Below are 17,630 nucleotides of genomic sequence, written 5' to 3' on the forward strand. Positions count from 1 at the left end.
GCTACCCCACACTCCGCCGGCTCTGCTCGTGCAGGTAGGCGGCGACGGCGTCGAGGTTGGGGTTGTCGAACAGGTCCTCGGGCGCCAGATCGACACCGTAGCGGTCCTCGACCTCGATCAGCAGCGCGACGGCCAGGGCCGAGTCGATGCCGAGGCGATCGAAATCGGTAGCCGGATCGATGGTGGCGGCCGGTACCTCGAGCAGACTCGCGAGGTATTCCTGGCACCAGGTGACAATGGCTTCTTTACTTGTATCCACGGGGAGAATTCCTTAGATTCGCTTGGCTGCCATGCGTTCGGCGGACGGCATTTTCAGGTCCCAGGCGAGACCACAGAATGCCAGTGTTCGGATGAGCCAGAAACCGGGATCGAGGCGGTACCAGTCCAATCCGAAGGAAGGCGACTCGGGAAAGGCGTGGTGATTGTTGTGCCACGACTCCCCCAACGTTGCCAGGGCGAATACGCCACCGTTGTGGCTGTTCTCGCGGGATTCGTAGTTTCGAGTTCCGAACATGTGCAGGAACGAATTGATAGCCCAGACGATGTGCTCGAGGACGAAGATGCGCACCAGCCCACCCCAGAGCAGGCCGGCGACCGCGCCGGTCCAGCTCATCGAGACCAGGCCACCGATCACGGTCGGGATCAACAGCCCGAGCCCCACCCAGTAGTAGTAGAGGCGGGCGATGCGGACGAGCCCCCGGTCCTTGATCAAGTCGGGCGCGTAGTGCACGACGTTCGGGTACTCGTGGCGGCGCATCCACAGGAAATGGGAGTGAGCAAGGCCGCGCAGCGCACCGCGCAGGCCGCCACCCGCGAGGTTGGGTGAGTGCGGGTCGCCTTCGCGATCGCTGTATTCGTGGTGGCGCCGGTGCAGGGCGACCCAGGAGATGACCGGGCCCTGGCCCGCCATCGAGCCGAGGATCGCCAGGACCCATGTCACCCACGGCGTGGCTTTGAACGTGCGATGGGTGAACAGCCGGTGATAGCCGACCGTCACGCCGAGTCCGGTGAGCAGCCACATCACGAAGAGCAGGGCGAATTCCAGCACACCGAAGGGCCGGACCAGAAGGAAGGCGAAGGCGACGACCGTGCCGATGATCGGGAGAATATCGAACAGCAGGAAGTGTCGTCGTTGCAGTCGGTGGATATAGGGACTACTGATCGTTTTTCTGCGCGGATCGGGATTCATTGTGCAATTCACCTCAGCGGTATGGAACCGGGCTGAACATTATTTACCGTAGCCAGGCGTTCAGCGGTCGGCGACGGCGTGTGACAATTGCCGATCGTCGGATCGGAATTGTTTATGACGGACCAGCGACAGCGCGACACTGATCGCGCCGAAGCCGGTGGCGAACATCCAGATGTGGTCGGTACCGAGAACCGCGATCACGGCTCCGCCGATCGCCGAGCCGAAGGCGGCCCCGAGATACATCGCCGACCCGTTGAGCGACAACAACATCGGTGCCTGCTCCGGGGTCGCGTCGGCGATCATGCTGTGCTGCTGCGCGGGTAGGAAGGCCCAGCCGACCACACCCCACACCGTGACGAAGGCGAGGGTGGTCGCCAGGGTGTGCGCGGCGATCGGCTGCCAGGCCAGGTTCGCGGTGAAGATCGTCAACGCGCCGAGCAGTACCGGCCGCGCGCCGAATCGGTCGACCAGCACGCTCCCGCCCCACAGGCCGAACATCGCCCCGACGCCGTGCGCCATGATCAGCGCGCCGACGTGATCGGCTCCCACGGCGGAGACCTCGGTATAGATCGGGCCCACATAGGTGAACACCATCAATCCCGCGGTCATGCCCGAGATCGTCACCGCGAGTCCCAGCCACACCGGTGGGTGCCGCAGGGGTGCGAGTCGCTGCCGCAGCGACACCACGGGTGTGCCCTCGCCCGCCGGAACCGTGAGCGCGACACCGACTGTCGTGATCAGTGCCACCGCCGCGACGGCGACGAACGCCATCCGCCACGACGACAGCCCGGCGACCCACACCCCGAGCGGCACACCCGCCACGGTGGCGATCGAGATGCCGCCCAGGATCACCGCCAGTGCCCGACCGCGACGGTCCGCGGTAGCCATGGCGGCCGCCGCCGCGCCGGCGAGCGGCACGTAGATCCCCGCGACGCACCCGGCCGCGATGCGCGCCACTGCCATCACCCACGGTGACCAGGCCACCGCGGCGAGCAGATTCACGACGACGAACAGCGCGATCGCGATGAGCAGCAGTCGCCGTGGCGAGCGCACCCGCAGCATGGTGACCACGACGGGCGCGGCGAGGGCATAGGCCAGGGAGTAACCCGTGACGAACAGCCCCGCGCCGGCGACGGAGACCCGTAGATCGGCCGCCATCGGCGCCAGTACCCCGGCGACGAGGTAGTTGTCGGTCCCGGCACAGAACGCGCCGAGGGCGAGCACCAGCACCGGCAGCCACCGAATCGACGAGGGCGCGGCATCGGCGACGATCACCGGATGCCTGTGCGCCTCACCAGGGTTGGGCGTCGCCATCGCGCAACTCCACGGCGACACCGGTGAGTTCGTAGATCCGCATGGTCGGCTTCCAGACGCTCGCGTCGGCGATCACCCGGATCCGGCCCGGGCGGCGTTCGACGCTCTTGATGTGCACCTCGAGGGTCATCAGTTCGTCGCTCGCCAGGATCTGTCCGCGATAGCGCCACGACAACGCCACGCCGACCGGAACGACGAATTCCGGCGCGACCAGTTCGGCGGCGAGACCGGCGTCGACCGTCCACTCCTGCATCGCCTGGATGACCGCCTCGACGCCGAGGGATCCGGGCATCACCGGGTCGAGGTAGAAGTGGTAGCCGAAGAACCAATCGTCGGCGCGGACCGCACGGGTGGCACGCAGGTAACCGAGCCCGAATTCTCCCGCGCCGTCGACGGTTTCGATGCGGTCGAGCATCGCCAGGTGCCCGACCGCGCACGGCATGCCGGTACCCGAAGCTCGACGCGCGGCCACGTCGATCACGCGAACAGCGGGGCGTCGCTCCTGCCGGTCGAGCCATGTGGGCACGAATTCGCCGTTGTCGAGTCCGTTCTGGTTCGCCAGCGCCGGAGCGTTGAAGAACCCGAACAGCGACTCCCCCGCGTAGAACGGTTCACCGTCCACGGCGAGTTCGTACGAGAACGTCTGCAGCACGACGCCGACCAGGACCGTGGTGTCGATCAACCTGCTGGTCTGCTGAATCGTCTTGTCCCGCAAGTCCACCTCGCGCAGCACCGTCGCGGAGCCGTCGAGATTGCGCAGGCTGAAGTCCTCCTCGGGCGAGGTGAGGGTGGCGCCGAGGAAGTAGCCGAGCAGCAACGCCGACTGCAGCGAGGTCTCCATGTAGACGACGTTGGGCATGGAGGCGTCGGCCGACTCGACGTAGTACCAGGAGTCGGCGGGCGAGTCGTATTCGGTGTGCGCGCTGCCCGCGTCGAGCTGCCCACGTCGCCCATCGACGGCCATGACCCGATCGCAGAGCTGAAGTCCGTGGTTGGGCATGCGCGTGGCCCTGCGACCCGCGTACGCCGAGAACTCCGGGCCGAGCGCGATGCCGAGATCGCCGCGCGCGCTGTGGGTCATATGGAACTCACCGAGCAGAGCCCGCTGACCGAAGACGTTGCGGCGGCCGAGGAATCGGGGAATCTCACCACCGGCATCCGGACCGATCGCCAGACCCTGCTCCTCCCTGATCTCCAGGGCGAGGCCGTGCACTGTTGCCACCACTGCTCCCGCGCAACGGATTTCGGCATTGATCCGAAGCCATGGACGCGGCAGCAGGTCGATCTGGACCACGTCGGCGATCAGCTCGGCGGGTCCGGTCAACGGGGCGGACACCGTCACTTCGAGGGGCTCGCTCGCCTGGAATCGGGCACCGGCCAGGCACAGGTGCAGGCCCGCGCGCACCGCCAAGACCTGGGCGGCCTGCCAGGCGAGTTCGGTCGCCGCGGTGACCGGATCGGGGCCGTCGACGCGGCAGCTCGCCCGCACACGCCCTCTGGCCCAAGGACCTTCGCGTCCGGCGATCTCGAGCACCTCGGTGAGGTTGCCGTGGGCCCCGTCGGTCAGCCGGATGTCGGGGTTGACGCCTTCCTGGTCGTATGCCGGGCCGAAGACGGCAGCCACCTCGCCCCTGCCCAGTGCGGCGAGGGCGCTGCCGTCCAGTGCGGTGATCGGCGTGCGGGCGAGGAACTTGAAAGCATTCATGGTGGTCGCCGGCGGTGGCAGCTCGAAGACCACCGGGTGTCCCGGCGCGGCGGAGACCGACAATCCGGTGGTCGGCGCATAGTCGATCATGACCGCGAAGGTCTGTTCCGCCCAGGTGGTCGGCGCGGGTGCGGGTTCCCGGTCGGACCGGGCACCCCGCTCGTTGCTGCCGAGGGTGTCGAGCGCGCGCCGCTGCAACGCGGTCTGCACGTCCATCGCCGACAGGTGTGCGGTGACGAGCTCGGACCGAACCTCCTGCAGGAGCGCGGCAACGGCGTCGACGGGCCCGGTCACCGCCACCGGCGCGGTGGGTCGTTGAACGGCGGGCACCGGCACGGTGGGCGGCTGCACCGCGGGCACCGACGCGGTGTGCGTCGGGCCCGCCGGTGCGGTGGACGGTGGAGAGGCGGGGCTGGTAGCCGGCTCCAGTGCCAGCGTCCAGGCGAGGACATCGAAGGGCTCACCGTCGAAGTCGAGGGCGTCCAGTGGTGTGGTGGTCATCGGATCTCCGTTCCTGACGTCGACGATGCTCACGCGCGCTGCTCACGTAGGCGCACGGCCTCGGCGAATTTCTCGGTCATCTCCGGCGTGGCGATCACCGCGAGGTCGCTATAGCGCTGCAGGACAGTGCCGTTCGGATCGCACGCGGTGACTGTCACGGTGACCTCCGTGCCGCTCGCGTTGGCGCGCAGATCGTCGACGACGATCACGAACGGACTGTCGTCGGGCAGCGGGGCGAAGTACTCGATCCGCCCGACCGACAGCGGCAGGCAGGCCGAGTTCATGAACCACACCCCGAGCAGCGCACCGGACTGGATCGCGACATCGGCCAGCACCGGGCTGTGCAGTGCCCCGGCGTAATTGCCGGTACCGATCCGGGTGTCGGCGAGCTTGCCCTCGACGACGAGGCGACGCTCCGTCCGCTCCAGAATGCGGCGCACGCCCTGCAGCAGGGGCCCGTGGAACAGATCCGCGCCACGGTAGACGTCGAGGCCGTTCTCCACCCCTTCACCGATCGCGTAGCCCGGCCAGCCGGAAAGTACCGGGGCGGGCCATGTTTCGGCGGCGAGAGCGAACGTCGCGGTGAAGTGCGACGGCGCCAGCGTCTTGCCGGTTTCGTCGCTGCGGATCCAGACCGTGACGCTCAGGCGGTCGTCGACGACCGTTCCCGCCTGTACCTCGAGCCGGTAGGACCGCTCGTCCTTTCCGTCGTACACGATTCCCCGCAGCACCTCGAAACCGGTGCATTCCACCACCCGCAGGCCCGGATTGGCGCGCTCGAGCACGTTGATCGCCCAGCCGAGCCCGGCGGCCGCCGGGAACACCGGGAACTTGCCGACTCGATGGTCGCCGATCACCGGGTCGGCGGCCAGTGCCGCCAGATCACGATGTGTGGTGAAAGGCTTTGTCGGGGTGAGGGTTACGGCCGTGGCCAGCGGAGCCGCGGGACCGACCAGCACCGATACGTCGTCGGCGCGACCGGAGCCGAACTGCTCGGCGAACATCCGCGCACCGGCGTCCATCCCGAGCAGCGCGACACCGCGGGCGAGGAAGACCTCGCGCAGTTGCGGGGTCACCATGCCACCGTCCCAGGCGCCCCAGTTGACGGTGGTGACATGTCCGGCCAGACCCTGTCGTCGCCAGCTCACCGCCGCCCGGTTGAGGGCCTCGTTGGCGACCGCGTAGTCGGCCTGACCCGGATTGCCGTAGACCCCGGCTACCGACCCGAACAGGATGAGATGGCCGAGCGTGGCGTCGCGCAGGGCGCTGACCACGTTGTACAGCCCGTCGAGTTTGGTCGCGAGGACGAGGCGGATGTCGTCGGCCGTTTTGGCGGGGAGCAGCGAGTCTGCCAGTGCGCCCGCACCGTGCACGATGCCGGTGACCCGGCCCGCGTCCTCGGCGAGTGCTCGCTGGGTGGCTTCGATATCGGTGATGTCGACCGCGAGGTAGCGCACCCGTGCGCCGGTCTCGGCCACCGCTTCGACGGTCGCGCGGATCTCACGCTGGGCCAGCAGGTTTCGGGTGAGCCGGTCGACCTGTTTCGGTGTCGGCTGCTCACCCGCGGCGCGCACGGCGGCGATGGCGGCGGCCTTGAGGGCATCGTCGGCGACACCTGCCGCCCAATCCGGTTCGTCGTCGAGTTCGGTGCGTCCGAGCAGGATGAACTCGCACGCCCGGCGAGCGGCCAGTTCGCGAACGCACCGTGCCGTCACTCCCCGTGCGCCACCGGTGACGACGAGAACATCGTCGGTGGTGAGGGTGAGTTCTGCTGCCGCGGCGTCACTGTCGACCGCTTGCGGGCGCAGTGTCCGACGAGTCCGTTCGGCGTCGACCCCGACTTCGCGAGCGTCGGTCGCGGCGTCGTCGAGTTCGGCGAGGAGGGTTTCGACCAGCGCTTCGTCGGTCAGGTGCGGCGAGAGATCGAGTGCCCGGCAGAACAGACCGGGGGCCTCCTGCGCGAGGGTCTTGACCAGACCGCTGACCCCGCCGACAACGGCGGCGGCAGCCGCTCGATCACCTCGGTGGCCGAGCACGCCGTCGATGCGGGTGAGCGTGACGAACGCCGCCCGCGTACCGGCTTCGGCGGTGGCCACCAGGCGGTCGTGCACCAGTGTGGCGGTGTGGATCGTATCGGCGAGCCGATGACCACCCACCAGCCACTGGCTGTCGGCGGGCAGCACGGTCAAACACAGGTCCAGCCGCACAACGTCTTTCAGCGCGGACTCGATCGCTCCCTGCACGGTGGCACCGTCCCAGGCGGCTACTCCGGCGTTGTCGGCGGCCGCGACGGAGGCCGTGTGCACGGTCCATCCCTGCTGCTCGAGGCCACTCGCGAGAGTCGCCGCGGTGTCGTCACCATGGTCGACGATCAAGGCTGTCCGCTGCGCGGCGTAGGGCTCGACGACGCGGTCGATGTCGGGAAGTTCGACCGGCACGATCCGCAGCAGCACCGGATCGTCCTCGATCCCACCACGGTCGGATCCCGGCTGAAGTCCACGATCGCTGTCCGACACGGGGGCCGAACCACTCCCCGTCGCGGGGGCCGTGGGGGCCGCCGACGCGGACGTGGTCGCTGCGGGGGCAGCGGAGCCGGCCACGAATTCGACGATGTCGCTCAGCGTGCGCAACTCCGCGACCTGCTCGGGACCGACAGCGGGCACACCGTCGATGCGCTCACCGACCGCACCCATGATCTGGACCCGCTTGATCGAGTCCACACCCAGATCCGCTTCCAGATCCAGCGACAACGCCAGCATCTCCGGCGGATAACCGGTCTTCTCCGAAACCACCTGCACCAGGACCGACCACACCGCGTCGGCATCGACCACCGCGTCGGTCGCCGGTTCACCAGTCGGTGCGGGAACCGCCGAGGCGGCAACGAAATCGACGATGTCGCTCAGCGTGCGCAACTCCGCGACCTGCTCGGGACCGACAGCGGGCACACCGTCGATACGCTCACCGACCGCACCCATGATCTGCACCCGCTTGATCGAGTCCACGCCGAGGTCGGCTTCCAGGTCCAGCGACAGTGCCAGCATCTCCGGCGGGTAGCCGGTCTTCTCCGAGACGACCTGCGACAGCACCGACCACACCGCGTCGGCATCGAGCGCCGGACCGGTCGTCGAAGGCGCGGCACTCGGCCCCGAAACCACGGATGCGGCGACGAAGTCGACGATGTCGTTCAGGGTTCGCAGTTCTGCGACCTGCTCCGGGCCCACGGCGGGCACACCGTCGATGCGCTCACCGACCGCACCCATGATCTGGACCCGCTTGATCGAGTCCACACCCAGATCCGCTTCCAGATCCAGCGACAACGCCAGCATCTCCGGCGGATAACCGGTCTTCTCCGAAACCACCTGCGACAGCACCGACCACACCGCGTCGGCATCGAGCGCCGGACTCTCGGTCGCTACGACAGGAAGCGCGGATTCGACCGTCCGGCCAGCCGAAGCCGACTCGGCAACGGCATCAGGAACCGACGAATGAGCCGGATTCGGTTGCGGGGCAGCTGATTGCGGGAAACTGTCGGGCACCGTGGGTCGCGCCGCGGTCTGGTGGTCGAGCAGGGCTGCCGCGTGGGGGTGGCTGCCGTTTCCATTGCCGGTGGGCAGCTCGGCGTGGAAGCCGTTCGTCCCGTTCCGGCTCGGAACCTCGACGGTCGGCGCCGGGGACCCGTACTCGAGGCCGGACAACGACGCGAGGATTTCGTTGACCCGGACGTGGGTTCGGCCGATCGCCAGGCTCTGTTCCTTGATGGCGTGCACGGTCGAGTGGAGGCGGTCATCGGCACCGCCGGTCCGCTGCGCGTCGCGCAATACCGAGACCAGCCCTTCGGCGACCTCGAGTTGCCCCTCCGCGTACCGGCTGTGGATGTCGAGGTGCTGCTGGGCGGCCGCGTCGAGTCCCGTCGCGGACCGAGTTCCGACCGTCGACCCTGCCGCCGATCCCGCCCGGACCTGCGTGGGAGCCGGAACTTCGACAGTTACCAGTTCCCTGGTGGCGGTGTGCGTTTCCGCGGCCGCCTGCGCGGCAGCGTAGGACTCGGCCGCGACTCGCTCCTGCGCGGCGGCGTGCGCTTGCGCGACCACCTGCGCCTGTGCCGCGGCATCGGCTTCGGCGTCCAGCCGCGCCTGCGTGACAGCTTCCAACACGACGTGCTCCTCGATTCCCTTGCGGTAGAGCTCCTTACGGGATTCCGGTACGAAATCGCGGCCGTTGAGCCGGACCACCATGCCGGGCGCCTCCGGCACCGCGAACGGTGCGGCGTCGTGGCGGTGGATATCGACGATCGGCGCACCGAGCACCGCCAGCTGCAGCGCGGCCTTCTTTAGCGCCACGTCGCTGTCGCCGGTCGGGCCCTGGTCGGTCGAGAGGGCGATCACCTCGGCGCCGAGAGTCCGGCGCACCAGCGAGGTGAGCGTGGCCTTCGGCCCGAACTCGACGAACACAGTGCAGCCGTCGGCCTGCATGGCCTGCAGACCTGCCACGAACTCGACGGTCTCGAGCAGCTGCTCGGTGAGCACCCGCCGGTTGGTCGCGACCCGCGAACCGTATTCGGCATCCCGGGAATTGGCGTAGATCTTGGCTTTCGGGGCGCGAATGCCGACGTTCTTCACCGCGGCCTTGAACGGCTCGACCGCGTGGGCGACGTAGCGGGTGTGGAACGCGCCGGCCACCGGCAACTCACGCACGGTCAGCCCACGCGCCCGGCCGGCCGCGACGAACTCCGCGACGGCCGCGGTACCGCCGCCGACCACCACCTGGTCGGGTGCGTTGTGATTGCACACGCTCACATCGGGATGATCGGCGAGGATCGCGCTGACCTGTTCACGGTCGGCCTGCACCGCGGCCATCGTGCCCGCGTCGGTGTCGGTGTCGATCGCCATCGCCGCGCCGCGTGCCCTGGCGAGGGTGAAGTAGTCGGCGGTGTCGAGCGAATCCACCGCCCACAGGGCGGTCAGTTCACCGAAGCTGTGGCCCATGAATCCGGCGCAGGTCAGGCCGCGCTCGGAGAGGAACCGGTACTGCCCCACCGACAACGCCGCGATCGCGGGCTGGGCGAATTCGGTCCGCCGCAGCGTCGCCTCCTGGGCGTTGCGCAGCTCGGGGTCGAAGACCGGCGGCGGGAACACGACTGCGGCCGGCGGCCGGGCCGCGTCGGCGAAGACCGCGTTGGCCTCGTCGAAAGCGGTGGCGACGGTGGGGTTGTTCAGGACCGCCGCCAGACCCATGTCCACGTACTGGCTGCCCTGACCGGCGAACAGCGCGCCGATCTTCAGATCGGGCAAGGCCCGTCGACGGAAGACGATGCCGCGCGGATGATTCCACTCCTCGGCGTCACCGGCCAGTTCGGTCACCGCCAGTGCGCGCAGTGCCGAAGCTTCCTGCTCGTCACGCGCCACGAACCCCACGCGAGCGTGCTCGTCCGGAATCCCGGCGTCGCCGTTGGGATCGGCGCCCGAGCTCAGCAGGCTCGCCAGCTCCGCGGTGGACGCGGCGTGCCACAGCCACACTCGCGCGGTGCGGTGCATCGTGCGGGCGCTTGCGCGATCGCCGGTGGCTTCCTCGAGTACCGCGTGAAAGTTGGTGCCGCCGAAGCCCATCGCCGATGCGGCCGCGCGACGCTGCGGCCGGTGCGGATCGCGGATCCACGGCCGGGTCCTGGTGTTGATGTAGAGCGGCGACGAGTCGTCGAGTGCCTTGTTCGGCGCGGTGACATTGATCGTCGGCGGCAGCACCTTGTGATGCAGCGCCAGCGCCAGCTTGATCAGGCTGGCCGCACCGGCGGCGCCCTTGGTGTGGCCGATCTGGGATTTCACGCTGCCGATCGCGGCGTAGCCGGTCTCGTCGGTGGCCTCGCGCAGCACCGCGTTCAACGCGGCGAGCTCGGTCTGATCGCCCACGCGGGTGCCGGTGGCGTGCGCCTCGAACAGGCCGATCGTGGCGGGCGAGCAGTCCGCGTCCTCGTAGGCGCGGTGCAGCGCTGCCTGCTGCCCCTCGGCGCGCGGGGCGTAGATGCTCTTGAAGCGCCCGTCGCTCGAGGATCCGATGCCCTTGATCACGGCGTACACCCGGTCACCGTCGCGCTCGGCGTCGGCGAGGCGCTTGAGGGCGATCATGCCGATGCCCTCGCCCACCAGGGTGCCGTCGGCACTGTCGTCGAGCGGCTTGATCACGCCCGAGCGCGACAGCGCCCCGACCTTGCTGAAGCACAGGTAACCGAAGATCGAGTTCTCGGTGTCACAGCCACCGGTGATCATCATGTCGGCACGACCGGACACCAATTCGCTGATCGCGACGTGCACCGCCGACAGCGAACTCGCGCACGCCGCGTCGACGGTGCAGTTCATACCGCCGAGGTCGAGCCGGTTGGCGACCCGGCCCGCGATCACATTGCCCAGCAGACCGGGGAACGAGTTCTCCTCCCACGACGGGAAGGCGTCCGCGTACTTCTGCGCTATCTGCTCGGCGTCGGCCTGTGTCAGCCCGCAGCTGCGGATGACCTCCTTGAGCACCGGCGTCGACAAGCGGGCGGCCAGTGGGTGCGACAAGGTGGTCGGCCCGGCCACGCCCAGCACCACGCCGGTGCGCTCGGGCCGGTACCAGTCCGACCCGACGGCGCCCGCGTCGGCGAGCACGTCACGGGCGACGAGCAGGCTCAGCAACTGCACGACCGTGGTGACCTCGAGCTGATTGGGCGGCAGCCCGAACTCGGTGACGCTGAACGGCATCTCGGGCACGAAACCGCCACGGCGGCAATAGGTCTTGTCGGGCGCCGTCGGATCGGCGTCGTAGTAGTCGTCGAGGTTCCAGTGCGTGGCCGGCACGTCGGACATGCAGTCCGCGGCGTCGACGACGTTCTGCCAGAAGTCACGGAAGTTGGCGGCCATCGGGAACAGTCCGCTCAGTCCGACGATCGCGATCGGATTGTCGGCTAGTCGCCTCGTCATGGCCGGGTCTTCGGAGTGCCGAAGCTGGTCGTTCATGGTTGCTATCCCTTGTCTTCTGCTCAGAGTTGCGAAACTCGCACAGTCCGGACCTCGTCGATGAGGTCGGCCATCGCCGTGCCGATGAGCTGATGGCCCGCCGGACTCGGATGCATGCCGTCCGGGGACCACATGACCGGGTCCGCGGTGATGGGTGCGTTCACCAAATCGAGTCGCACGAGATCGAACTCGTGGACGAGGTCGTCGAGATAGTCGTTGGCTTGCGCGAATCGCGACCGCAACACCGTGCGGACGGATTCGGGCAGGCCGGGCAGGCGGTCCGGAATACTCGGCCAGTTCGTGGTGAACACCAGCCGACCGGGGCGCGCCAGCCCGGCATAGATCTGACGGAGGTTGCGGCGGAAGCGATCCGGGTCGTAGTCGGTGACCAGGTCGTTTCCGCCGACGATCACGCCGACCAGCGGAGCATCGGCAGCGAGGGCGACCGGCAACTGCCGGTCGATGACATCCTGCGTGGTGGCCCCGTAGGAACCGAGGTTCAGTGTCGCGCCGGAGATTCCGAGCAGGTGCTCGACGTGCGCGACAAATCCCGCGAAGGAGCCGTCGGCGTTGACCGAACCGCCGCGCCCCTCCGCGAAACTGTCGCCGAGCACCATCAGCTCATACGCTGGCACCGAGCAATTTCGCGATGCGAGCCGGTGCGAAGAATTCCTCGCCGGTCATGCCGCCGCCGACCATCGCGAAGAAGTCCTTGGCATATTCTTCGTTGTTTTCCAGCGCACGGAAAACAGCCAGCAATTGCGGGGTCAGCTCGAGCGTGGAAATCGTGCAGGTGAATTCGAAACCCGACTGCGATTTCTCGTCACGCTCGCGCTGGTAATCGGCGAGCGCCTCGGCCATCGGCCGCTGCTCGGTGAGACCCTCGTGCACCCGCTCGGCGAGCAGTGCCGCGTAGTCGAACGCGTCGGAGATCCCGAGTCCGGTGAACGGGTCCTTGTGGTAGCCCGCGTCGCCGACCAGTGCCCAGCCTTCGCCGTGCGACTGGCGGCGGTAATTGTCCGGATACCGCATCGGGTAGAAACGGTCCTCACGCTTGCCCTTGGTGACCAGTTCCTCGGCGAACTCGGGCAGGATCTCGCGCGCGACCTTCACGAAGTTGGCCTCGACATCGGCGCGGAAATCGGCGTAGGTGTCGATCTTGCGCATGACCGCGACGAGGGTCTGGTCGTTGTGGGTCGGCCAGATGCCGATCTGCTGCTTGTCGCCGATGCGGCTGTGGAACTCGGTCTGCGACAGGCCGCTGAAGTAGCTGTAGTAGATGAAGCACTCGGCCGCGACCTTCGTATAGGTCTCGGCGCCGACAGCGTTGGCGACGAACGAGTTGGTGCCGTCCGCGCCGATCACGATGCGGGCCCGCTCCTCGGCGATCTCACCACCGGCTACCGAACCGCGAATACCGACGACGACGCCGTCCTCGATGATCAGCTCGCTGACGGTGTAGCCGGTGCGAACCTCGGCGCCCGCATCCTTGGCGCCCTCGACCAGGATCGCGTCGAGTTCGGTGCGCCGCGGCGCGTAGGTGGCATCGATGCCCTGGATCGGATCGGCGAAGCCCGCGATGACGATGTCGAGGTAGGACACCGTCATGCGCTTGATCGCCGGCACACCGGTGGCGATCAGCTTGTCGAGCAGGCCCCACTGGGCCAGCCGGGCCAGCCCGCGCTGCTGGATGTAGTGCGTCGAGACGGTGTCGCTGGGGAAGGTGGCACGGTCCACCACCAGGACTCGATGTCCCTGCCTCGCCAGCAACATGCCGACCGGTGAACCCGCGCACCGCGCGCCGACAACAATCGCGTCATACATCAGGGTGACTCCTCAGTAAATGAAACGCTTATGGCCCCGGTTGCGATTTTACGGAGATGAACCGCATGATTCGCGCACCGATTTCCAATCGGATTACATGAATAGACGTTCTCGAACAATGGAGTCGATTATTAGCGATCCGGCAGCTCGGATGAATAGTTGAATTCAACTTCCGTTCATCACGAAAAACGTTTTGATATGGGCTAATTGGGGCATGTCAACTGGAAATGAACCGGCCCCCGGAATCGCCGCAGCGCAGGCTCGGCTGACGAATATGACCGGCGCCGCGACGCCGGACTACGAACAGATCCGCAAGACCGTCGACACTCTCGTGCCGTTCGTGAATCTGGTGGGAGTGCGCATGACCGAACTGGGACCCGGCTCGGCGGTGGCCGAAATCCCCGAGGCACCGACGATGAGCAATCACCTGGGTACCGTGCATGCGGGGGCGCTGTTCCTGGCCGCCGAAGTAGCTTGTGCCGGTGCGTTTTCCGGCATCATCGCGCCGCGCATCCTGCATGTGCGGACCTTCGTGCTCCGCGGCACCAAGGCCACCTTCTTCCGACCCGCACGCGGCCGGATCCGCGCCAGCGGCACGGTGAGCTCCCCGATCCTGGCCGACGTGGTCGGGCGCAGGACCGAGGAGCAGTTCGATATCACCGGAAAGGCTCTGCTGCACGACGACAGTGGCGCCTTGCTCGCGAAGGTGGATCTCGAGTACTTCTGCTGGTTGGGCGCGGCCTAGTCCGGATACAGCGAGGCGATGACGGCGTCGAAGTCGGCTTCGATCGCCGCGCGACGCAGCCGCAGCGACGCCGTCAGATGCCCCTTCTCCATCGAGAAGTCCTCGGCGAGAACGGCGAACCGGCGAATCGACTCCGCACGGGAGACGAGCCGGTTCGCCGCCTCGACTCCGGCGGAGAGCTCGGCGAGCAACCGGGCGTCGTCGGTCGGGACGCCGCCGGACAGATCGACGCCCTGCTCCGCGGCCCAACGAGCCAGCACGACGGGATCGACGGTGATCAGAGCGGTCACATACGGCCGGCCTTCACCGACGAGCATGCAGTTGCTCACCAAGGCGTGCAGGCGAACCCGGTCTTCGAGCGGCGCGGGCGCCACGTTCTTGCCACCGCTGGTGACGATGATCTCCTTGCGCCGACCGGTGATGAACAGGAATCCGTCCTCGTCGAGTCGGCCGAGATCGCCGGTGGCCAGCCAGTTCTCGGCCGGGTGCCCGCCGTCGGGCCAGTACCCGGGGAAGACCTGCGGGCCACGGACCAGGATCTCGCCGTCGTCGGCGATCGCGACCGTCGTGCCCGGCACCGGCCGACCGACCGCGCCGGCCCGATTGGCGTGCGGCGCGCTCATACTGACCGTCGACGAGGCTTCGGTCAGGCCGTACGCGCCGATGATCTCCACGCCGATCCCGGTGAAGAAGTCCGCCGTCGACGGTTCCAGCGAAGCGCCGCCCGCGACCATGTGCTCGAGCCGTCCGCCGAGCATGCCGCGCCACTGCTTGCCGATCTCCGCGTCGATCACCGCGCTCGCCGGGGGCTGCTCACCGCGTCGGCGCGCGTGGCCGACCGCGATCGCCGCTGCCTCGGCGGTGTCGTAACGATCACCGCCGAGCGCCTGGCGGGCCGCCTTGCGGATCTTCTCCAGGACGTACGGGACGCCGATCAGGAACGTCGGCCGAAAGATCGGCAGTTCGGCGGGCAGTTGCGCGGGGGTGGCGACCAGACCGGTACGAACCCCGGCCAGCACACAGCCGAACTGCACGACCCGCCCGTACACGTGCGCGAGCGGGAGGAACAGCAGGGTCGACGCGGGATCTGCTGGGGTGCGCCGGAATACGGTGTCGAGGAGTTCGACCACGTTGGCCGCGGCGGCGAAGATGTTGCGGTGCGTCAGCAGGCAGCCCTTGGGGACGCCCGTCGTGCCGCTGGTGTAGACGATCGTCGCGACATCATCGGCGCGCACCCCCCGCCGACGGTCGGTGACCGCCACGTCGGCGATCGCCGCGCCCTGTTCGATCAACGCGGGCAACGACGAGCCGAGCAGCCAGCCCCGCCCACGCAGCGCCTGCCCCGCGGCGGTGGCGATCAGCTCACGCTGGTCGTCCGTCTCCACGAAACACGCGCTGGGGCGGGCATCGGCCACGATGTGGTGGATCTGTTCGGCCGACGACGTCGGATAGACGGGCACGGCGACCGCGCCCACGCTCAGCACGGCGAAGTCCGCCGCCGACCACTCGAAACTGGTCCCGCCGAGGATCAGTACCCGGTCGCCTGCGCTGATGCCGTTGGCCACCAAGCCTTTCGCCAGTCCGAGGACGAGTCGGGCGAACTCGTCGTAGTTGACGTCGAGCCAGCCTTCGGCCGTCTTGCGGCTGAACACCACAGCCGACGGGTCGGCCTCGGCCTTGCGGAACACCACATTGGCCAAGTTGTCGTCGTCGGCCATCGTGACCAGTGGCTCGACCGTGTACTCCTGCACGACTCGGTGGCCCTGCACGGCGCTGCTCATCGTGACTCGATGCTGGTCAGCGGAGCCGGAACGTAGGTCGAGCAGCGACCCGGCAGCCGCACCCCCGCCGCGCGCAACTGACTCACCCGGGTGGCGAACGCCGCGCCGTGCATGATCTGCAGCCCGACCTCGGCGACGTGGCGGTGCGCCGGGGCGGCCAGGTAGGTTCCGGCGACCCAGTCGTTGAACGCGCCCATCGCGGGTCCGCACCAGATCTGATAGTCGAGGGTGCGATCGGGCGTCGCGGCCGTGCTCCAGCCCGACGACCGGCCCAGATACCATCGGAAGATCAGTGCCATCCGGCGTTTCGGGTTCCCCTCGGCGCGCTCGATCTGCTCGGGATCGCGCTCACGGAAGTAGCCGAGGCAGTCGTTCCACACCTCGTCGAACGAGCGGGCCAGGATCTTCTGTTCGATTTCGGCGCGTTCGGCGGTGGGGATCGCGTCGATGCCGTCGTAGCGACGATAGGTGTCGTACAGACGCCGGGCCCGGCTCGCGAACATCGTGCCGCGTTGCAGCACCTGCACGTCGACGCCGAGCTCGAACATGTCCGAGGAGGGCGCCATGGTGGTGTCGGCGACACCCGCCGCGGCCAGCAGCCGCTTCGCCGTCTCGGATTGCGCCGCTTCGACGGTGGCCTGGTTGACCGACCCGGTGACCACGTAGGAGGCACCCATCGCGAACGCCGCCGCGGCGGCGGCCGGAGTACCGATGCCACCGGCAGCGCCGACCCGAACACGCTGGGCGTAGCCGTATTCGCGCTGTATCCGTTCGCGCACCGCCAGCAGCGAGGGCAGCAGCACCACCAGCGGACGACGGTCGGTGTGGCCACCGGAATCCGCCTCGCCGGTGATGTCGTCGGCCATCGGGATCGACGCCGCCAACTCCGCCTGCTCGGCGGTGATCTCCCCCGCGTCGAGCAGTCCGCGCACCAGGTGCTGCGGCGCCGGGCGCAGGAACAGTTCGGCGACCTCGGCGCGAGATACCTTGGCGATCACCCGATTTCGGGCGACCACCTGGCCGTTCGGGTCGCGGTGCAGTCCGGCCAGCCGGTAACGCACCACCTGCGGGGTCAGGTCGAGGAACGCCGACGCCTCGACACAGCGCACCTCGTGCCGCAGACACGCGTCCACGATCGCCCGCTCCAGCGCGTTCTCGCTGGGGCTGTGGATCAGGTTGCAGGCGAAGGGTTTTCCCGGTGCTTCGCGGCCGATCGTGGCCAGGGCCTCGTCGATCCGGGCGGGCAGCACACCGGCGGCGCCGAACGAGGCGAGCAAGCCCGCTCGGGCCATCGCCACCACCATCGCGGCCGAGGCGATCCCGTTGGCCATCGCGCCGGCGTGGTAGGCGTAGCCCACACCGTGTGTCTGCCGGAACTCGTTGTTGCCCAGCGTTTCCGGTCGCAACGCCGGAGCGGCTGCCAGCACTTGCTTGCCGCGAGCGGTACCGGCGTCGGTGGTCACCGCGACGCCGGCATCGTCACGGACCACGAACACCGGCTTGTCCAATTCCGACAGCGCACGGTAGATGGAGTTGTCGTCCCTGGCGAGCGCCGAGGGTGCAAGGGAAGTCGTCACTGTGC

The 17,630-nt window shown here is 68.2% G+C and carries 10 protein-coding genes; 1 reads left to right on the forward strand and 9 read right to left on the reverse strand.

The genetic code is table 11. From position 1 onward, the window contains the following. Position 1 precedes the first annotated feature (1 nt). The 7 genes from OHS03_RS17640 to OHS03_RS17670 are packed head-to-tail and all read right to left on the reverse strand — an operon-like array spanning position 2 to position 13,522. Positions 2 to 259, reverse strand: a complete 258-nt coding sequence (locus tag OHS03_RS17640) for an acyl carrier protein (RefSeq protein WP_056810906.1) — start codon at positions 257 to 259, stop codon at positions 2 to 4. Positions 260 to 271: 12 nt separating this feature from the next. Next, the gene (locus OHS03_RS17645; RefSeq protein WP_328655538.1) at positions 272 to 1,189 is read right to left on the reverse strand and encodes an acyl-CoA desaturase; all 918 of its coding nucleotides are present in this window, start codon (positions 1,187 to 1,189) and stop codon (positions 272 to 274) included. Positions 1,190 to 1,249: 60 nt separating this feature from the next. Next, positions 1,250 to 2,503 carry an MFS transporter gene (locus OHS03_RS17650; protein WP_328655539.1) on the reverse strand — a complete coding sequence of 418 codons (1,254 nt, stop codon included), beginning with the start codon at positions 2,501 to 2,503 and terminating at the stop codon, positions 1,250 to 1,252. Then, the gene (locus OHS03_RS17655; RefSeq protein ID WP_328655540.1) at positions 2,481 to 4,709 is read right to left on the reverse strand and encodes a beta-ketoacyl synthase; all 2,229 of its coding nucleotides are present in this window, start codon (positions 4,707 to 4,709) and stop codon (positions 2,481 to 2,483) included. The genes OHS03_RS17650 and OHS03_RS17655 overlap by 23 nt, the downstream gene beginning before the upstream one ends. Before the next feature lie 29 nt (positions 4,710 to 4,738). Continuing rightward, positions 4,739 to 11,698: an SDR family NAD(P)-dependent oxidoreductase gene (locus OHS03_RS17660; protein ID WP_328655541.1), complete on the reverse strand. Its 6,960-nt coding sequence runs from the start codon at positions 11,696 to 11,698 to the stop codon at positions 4,739 to 4,741. A gap of 23 nt (positions 11,699 to 11,721) precedes the next feature. Next, a complete protein-coding gene (locus tag OHS03_RS17665) occupies positions 11,722 to 12,333 on the reverse strand; it encodes a GDSL-type esterase/lipase family protein (protein WP_328655542.1) in 612 nt (203 codons plus the stop codon). Further along, entirely contained in the window at positions 12,320 to 13,522 is a 1,203-nt protein-coding gene (locus tag OHS03_RS17670; RefSeq protein ID WP_328655543.1) for an NAD(P)/FAD-dependent oxidoreductase, read from the reverse strand. The genes OHS03_RS17665 and OHS03_RS17670 overlap by 14 nt, the downstream gene beginning before the upstream one ends. Before the next feature lie 214 nt (positions 13,523 to 13,736). On the opposite strand from OHS03_RS17670, the gene OHS03_RS17675 reads away from it, so the two are divergent. Beyond that, positions 13,737 to 14,267 carry a PaaI family thioesterase gene (locus tag OHS03_RS17675; protein WP_328655545.1) on the forward strand — a complete coding sequence of 177 codons (531 nt, stop codon included), beginning with the start codon at positions 13,737 to 13,739 and terminating at the stop codon, positions 14,265 to 14,267. Here the strand turns inward: OHS03_RS17675 and OHS03_RS17680 are convergent. Together OHS03_RS17680 and OHS03_RS17685 are read right to left on the reverse strand one after the other, a co-directional pair. Continuing rightward, positions 14,264 to 16,048, reverse strand: a complete 1,785-nt coding sequence (locus tag OHS03_RS17680; protein ID WP_328655546.1) for an AMP-dependent synthetase/ligase — start codon at positions 16,046 to 16,048, stop codon at positions 14,264 to 14,266. The two genes, OHS03_RS17675 and OHS03_RS17680, sit on opposite strands and share 4 nt — an antisense overlap. Then, positions 16,045 to 17,625, reverse strand: coding sequence for a PfaD family polyunsaturated fatty acid/polyketide biosynthesis protein (locus tag OHS03_RS17685; RefSeq protein ID WP_328655547.1), 1,581 nt, complete (start codon positions 17,623 to 17,625; stop codon positions 16,045 to 16,047). Before OHS03_RS17685 ends, OHS03_RS17680 begins: the two co-directional genes overlap by 4 nt. Positions 17,626 to 17,630 lie beyond the last annotated feature (5 nt).

The sequence above is a fragment of the Nocardia salmonicida genome, from assembly GCF_036142455.1.
GTDB lineage: Bacteria > Actinomycetota > Actinomycetes > Mycobacteriales > Mycobacteriaceae > Nocardia > Nocardia salmonicida.

Bases quoted from the DNA above. Each gene is read 5' to 3' on its own strand.
- OHS03_RS17645 (WP_328655538.1), bottom strand. From the start codon at position 1,189: ATGAATCCCGATCCGCGCAGAAAAACGATCAGTAGTCCCTATATCCAC.
- OHS03_RS17650 (WP_328655539.1), bottom strand. From the start codon at position 2,503: ATGGCGACGCCCAACCCTGGTGAGGCGCACAGGCATCCGGTGATCGTC.
- OHS03_RS17655 (WP_328655540.1), bottom strand. From the start codon at position 4,709: ATGACCACCACACCACTGGACGCCCTCGACTTCGACGGTGAGCCCTTC.
- OHS03_RS17660 (WP_328655541.1), bottom strand. From the start codon at position 11,698: ATGAACGACCAGCTTCGGCACTCCGAAGACCCGGCCATGACGAGGCGA.
- OHS03_RS17670 (WP_328655543.1), bottom strand. From the start codon at position 13,522: ATGTATGACGCGATTGTTGTCGGCGCGCGGTGCGCGGGTTCACCGGTC.
- OHS03_RS17675 (WP_328655545.1), top strand. From the start codon at position 13,737: ATGTCAACTGGAAATGAACCGGCCCCCGGAATCGCCGCAGCGCAGGCT.
- OHS03_RS17680 (WP_328655546.1), bottom strand. From the start codon at position 16,048: ATGAGCAGCGCCGTGCAGGGCCACCGAGTCGTGCAGGAGTACACGGTC.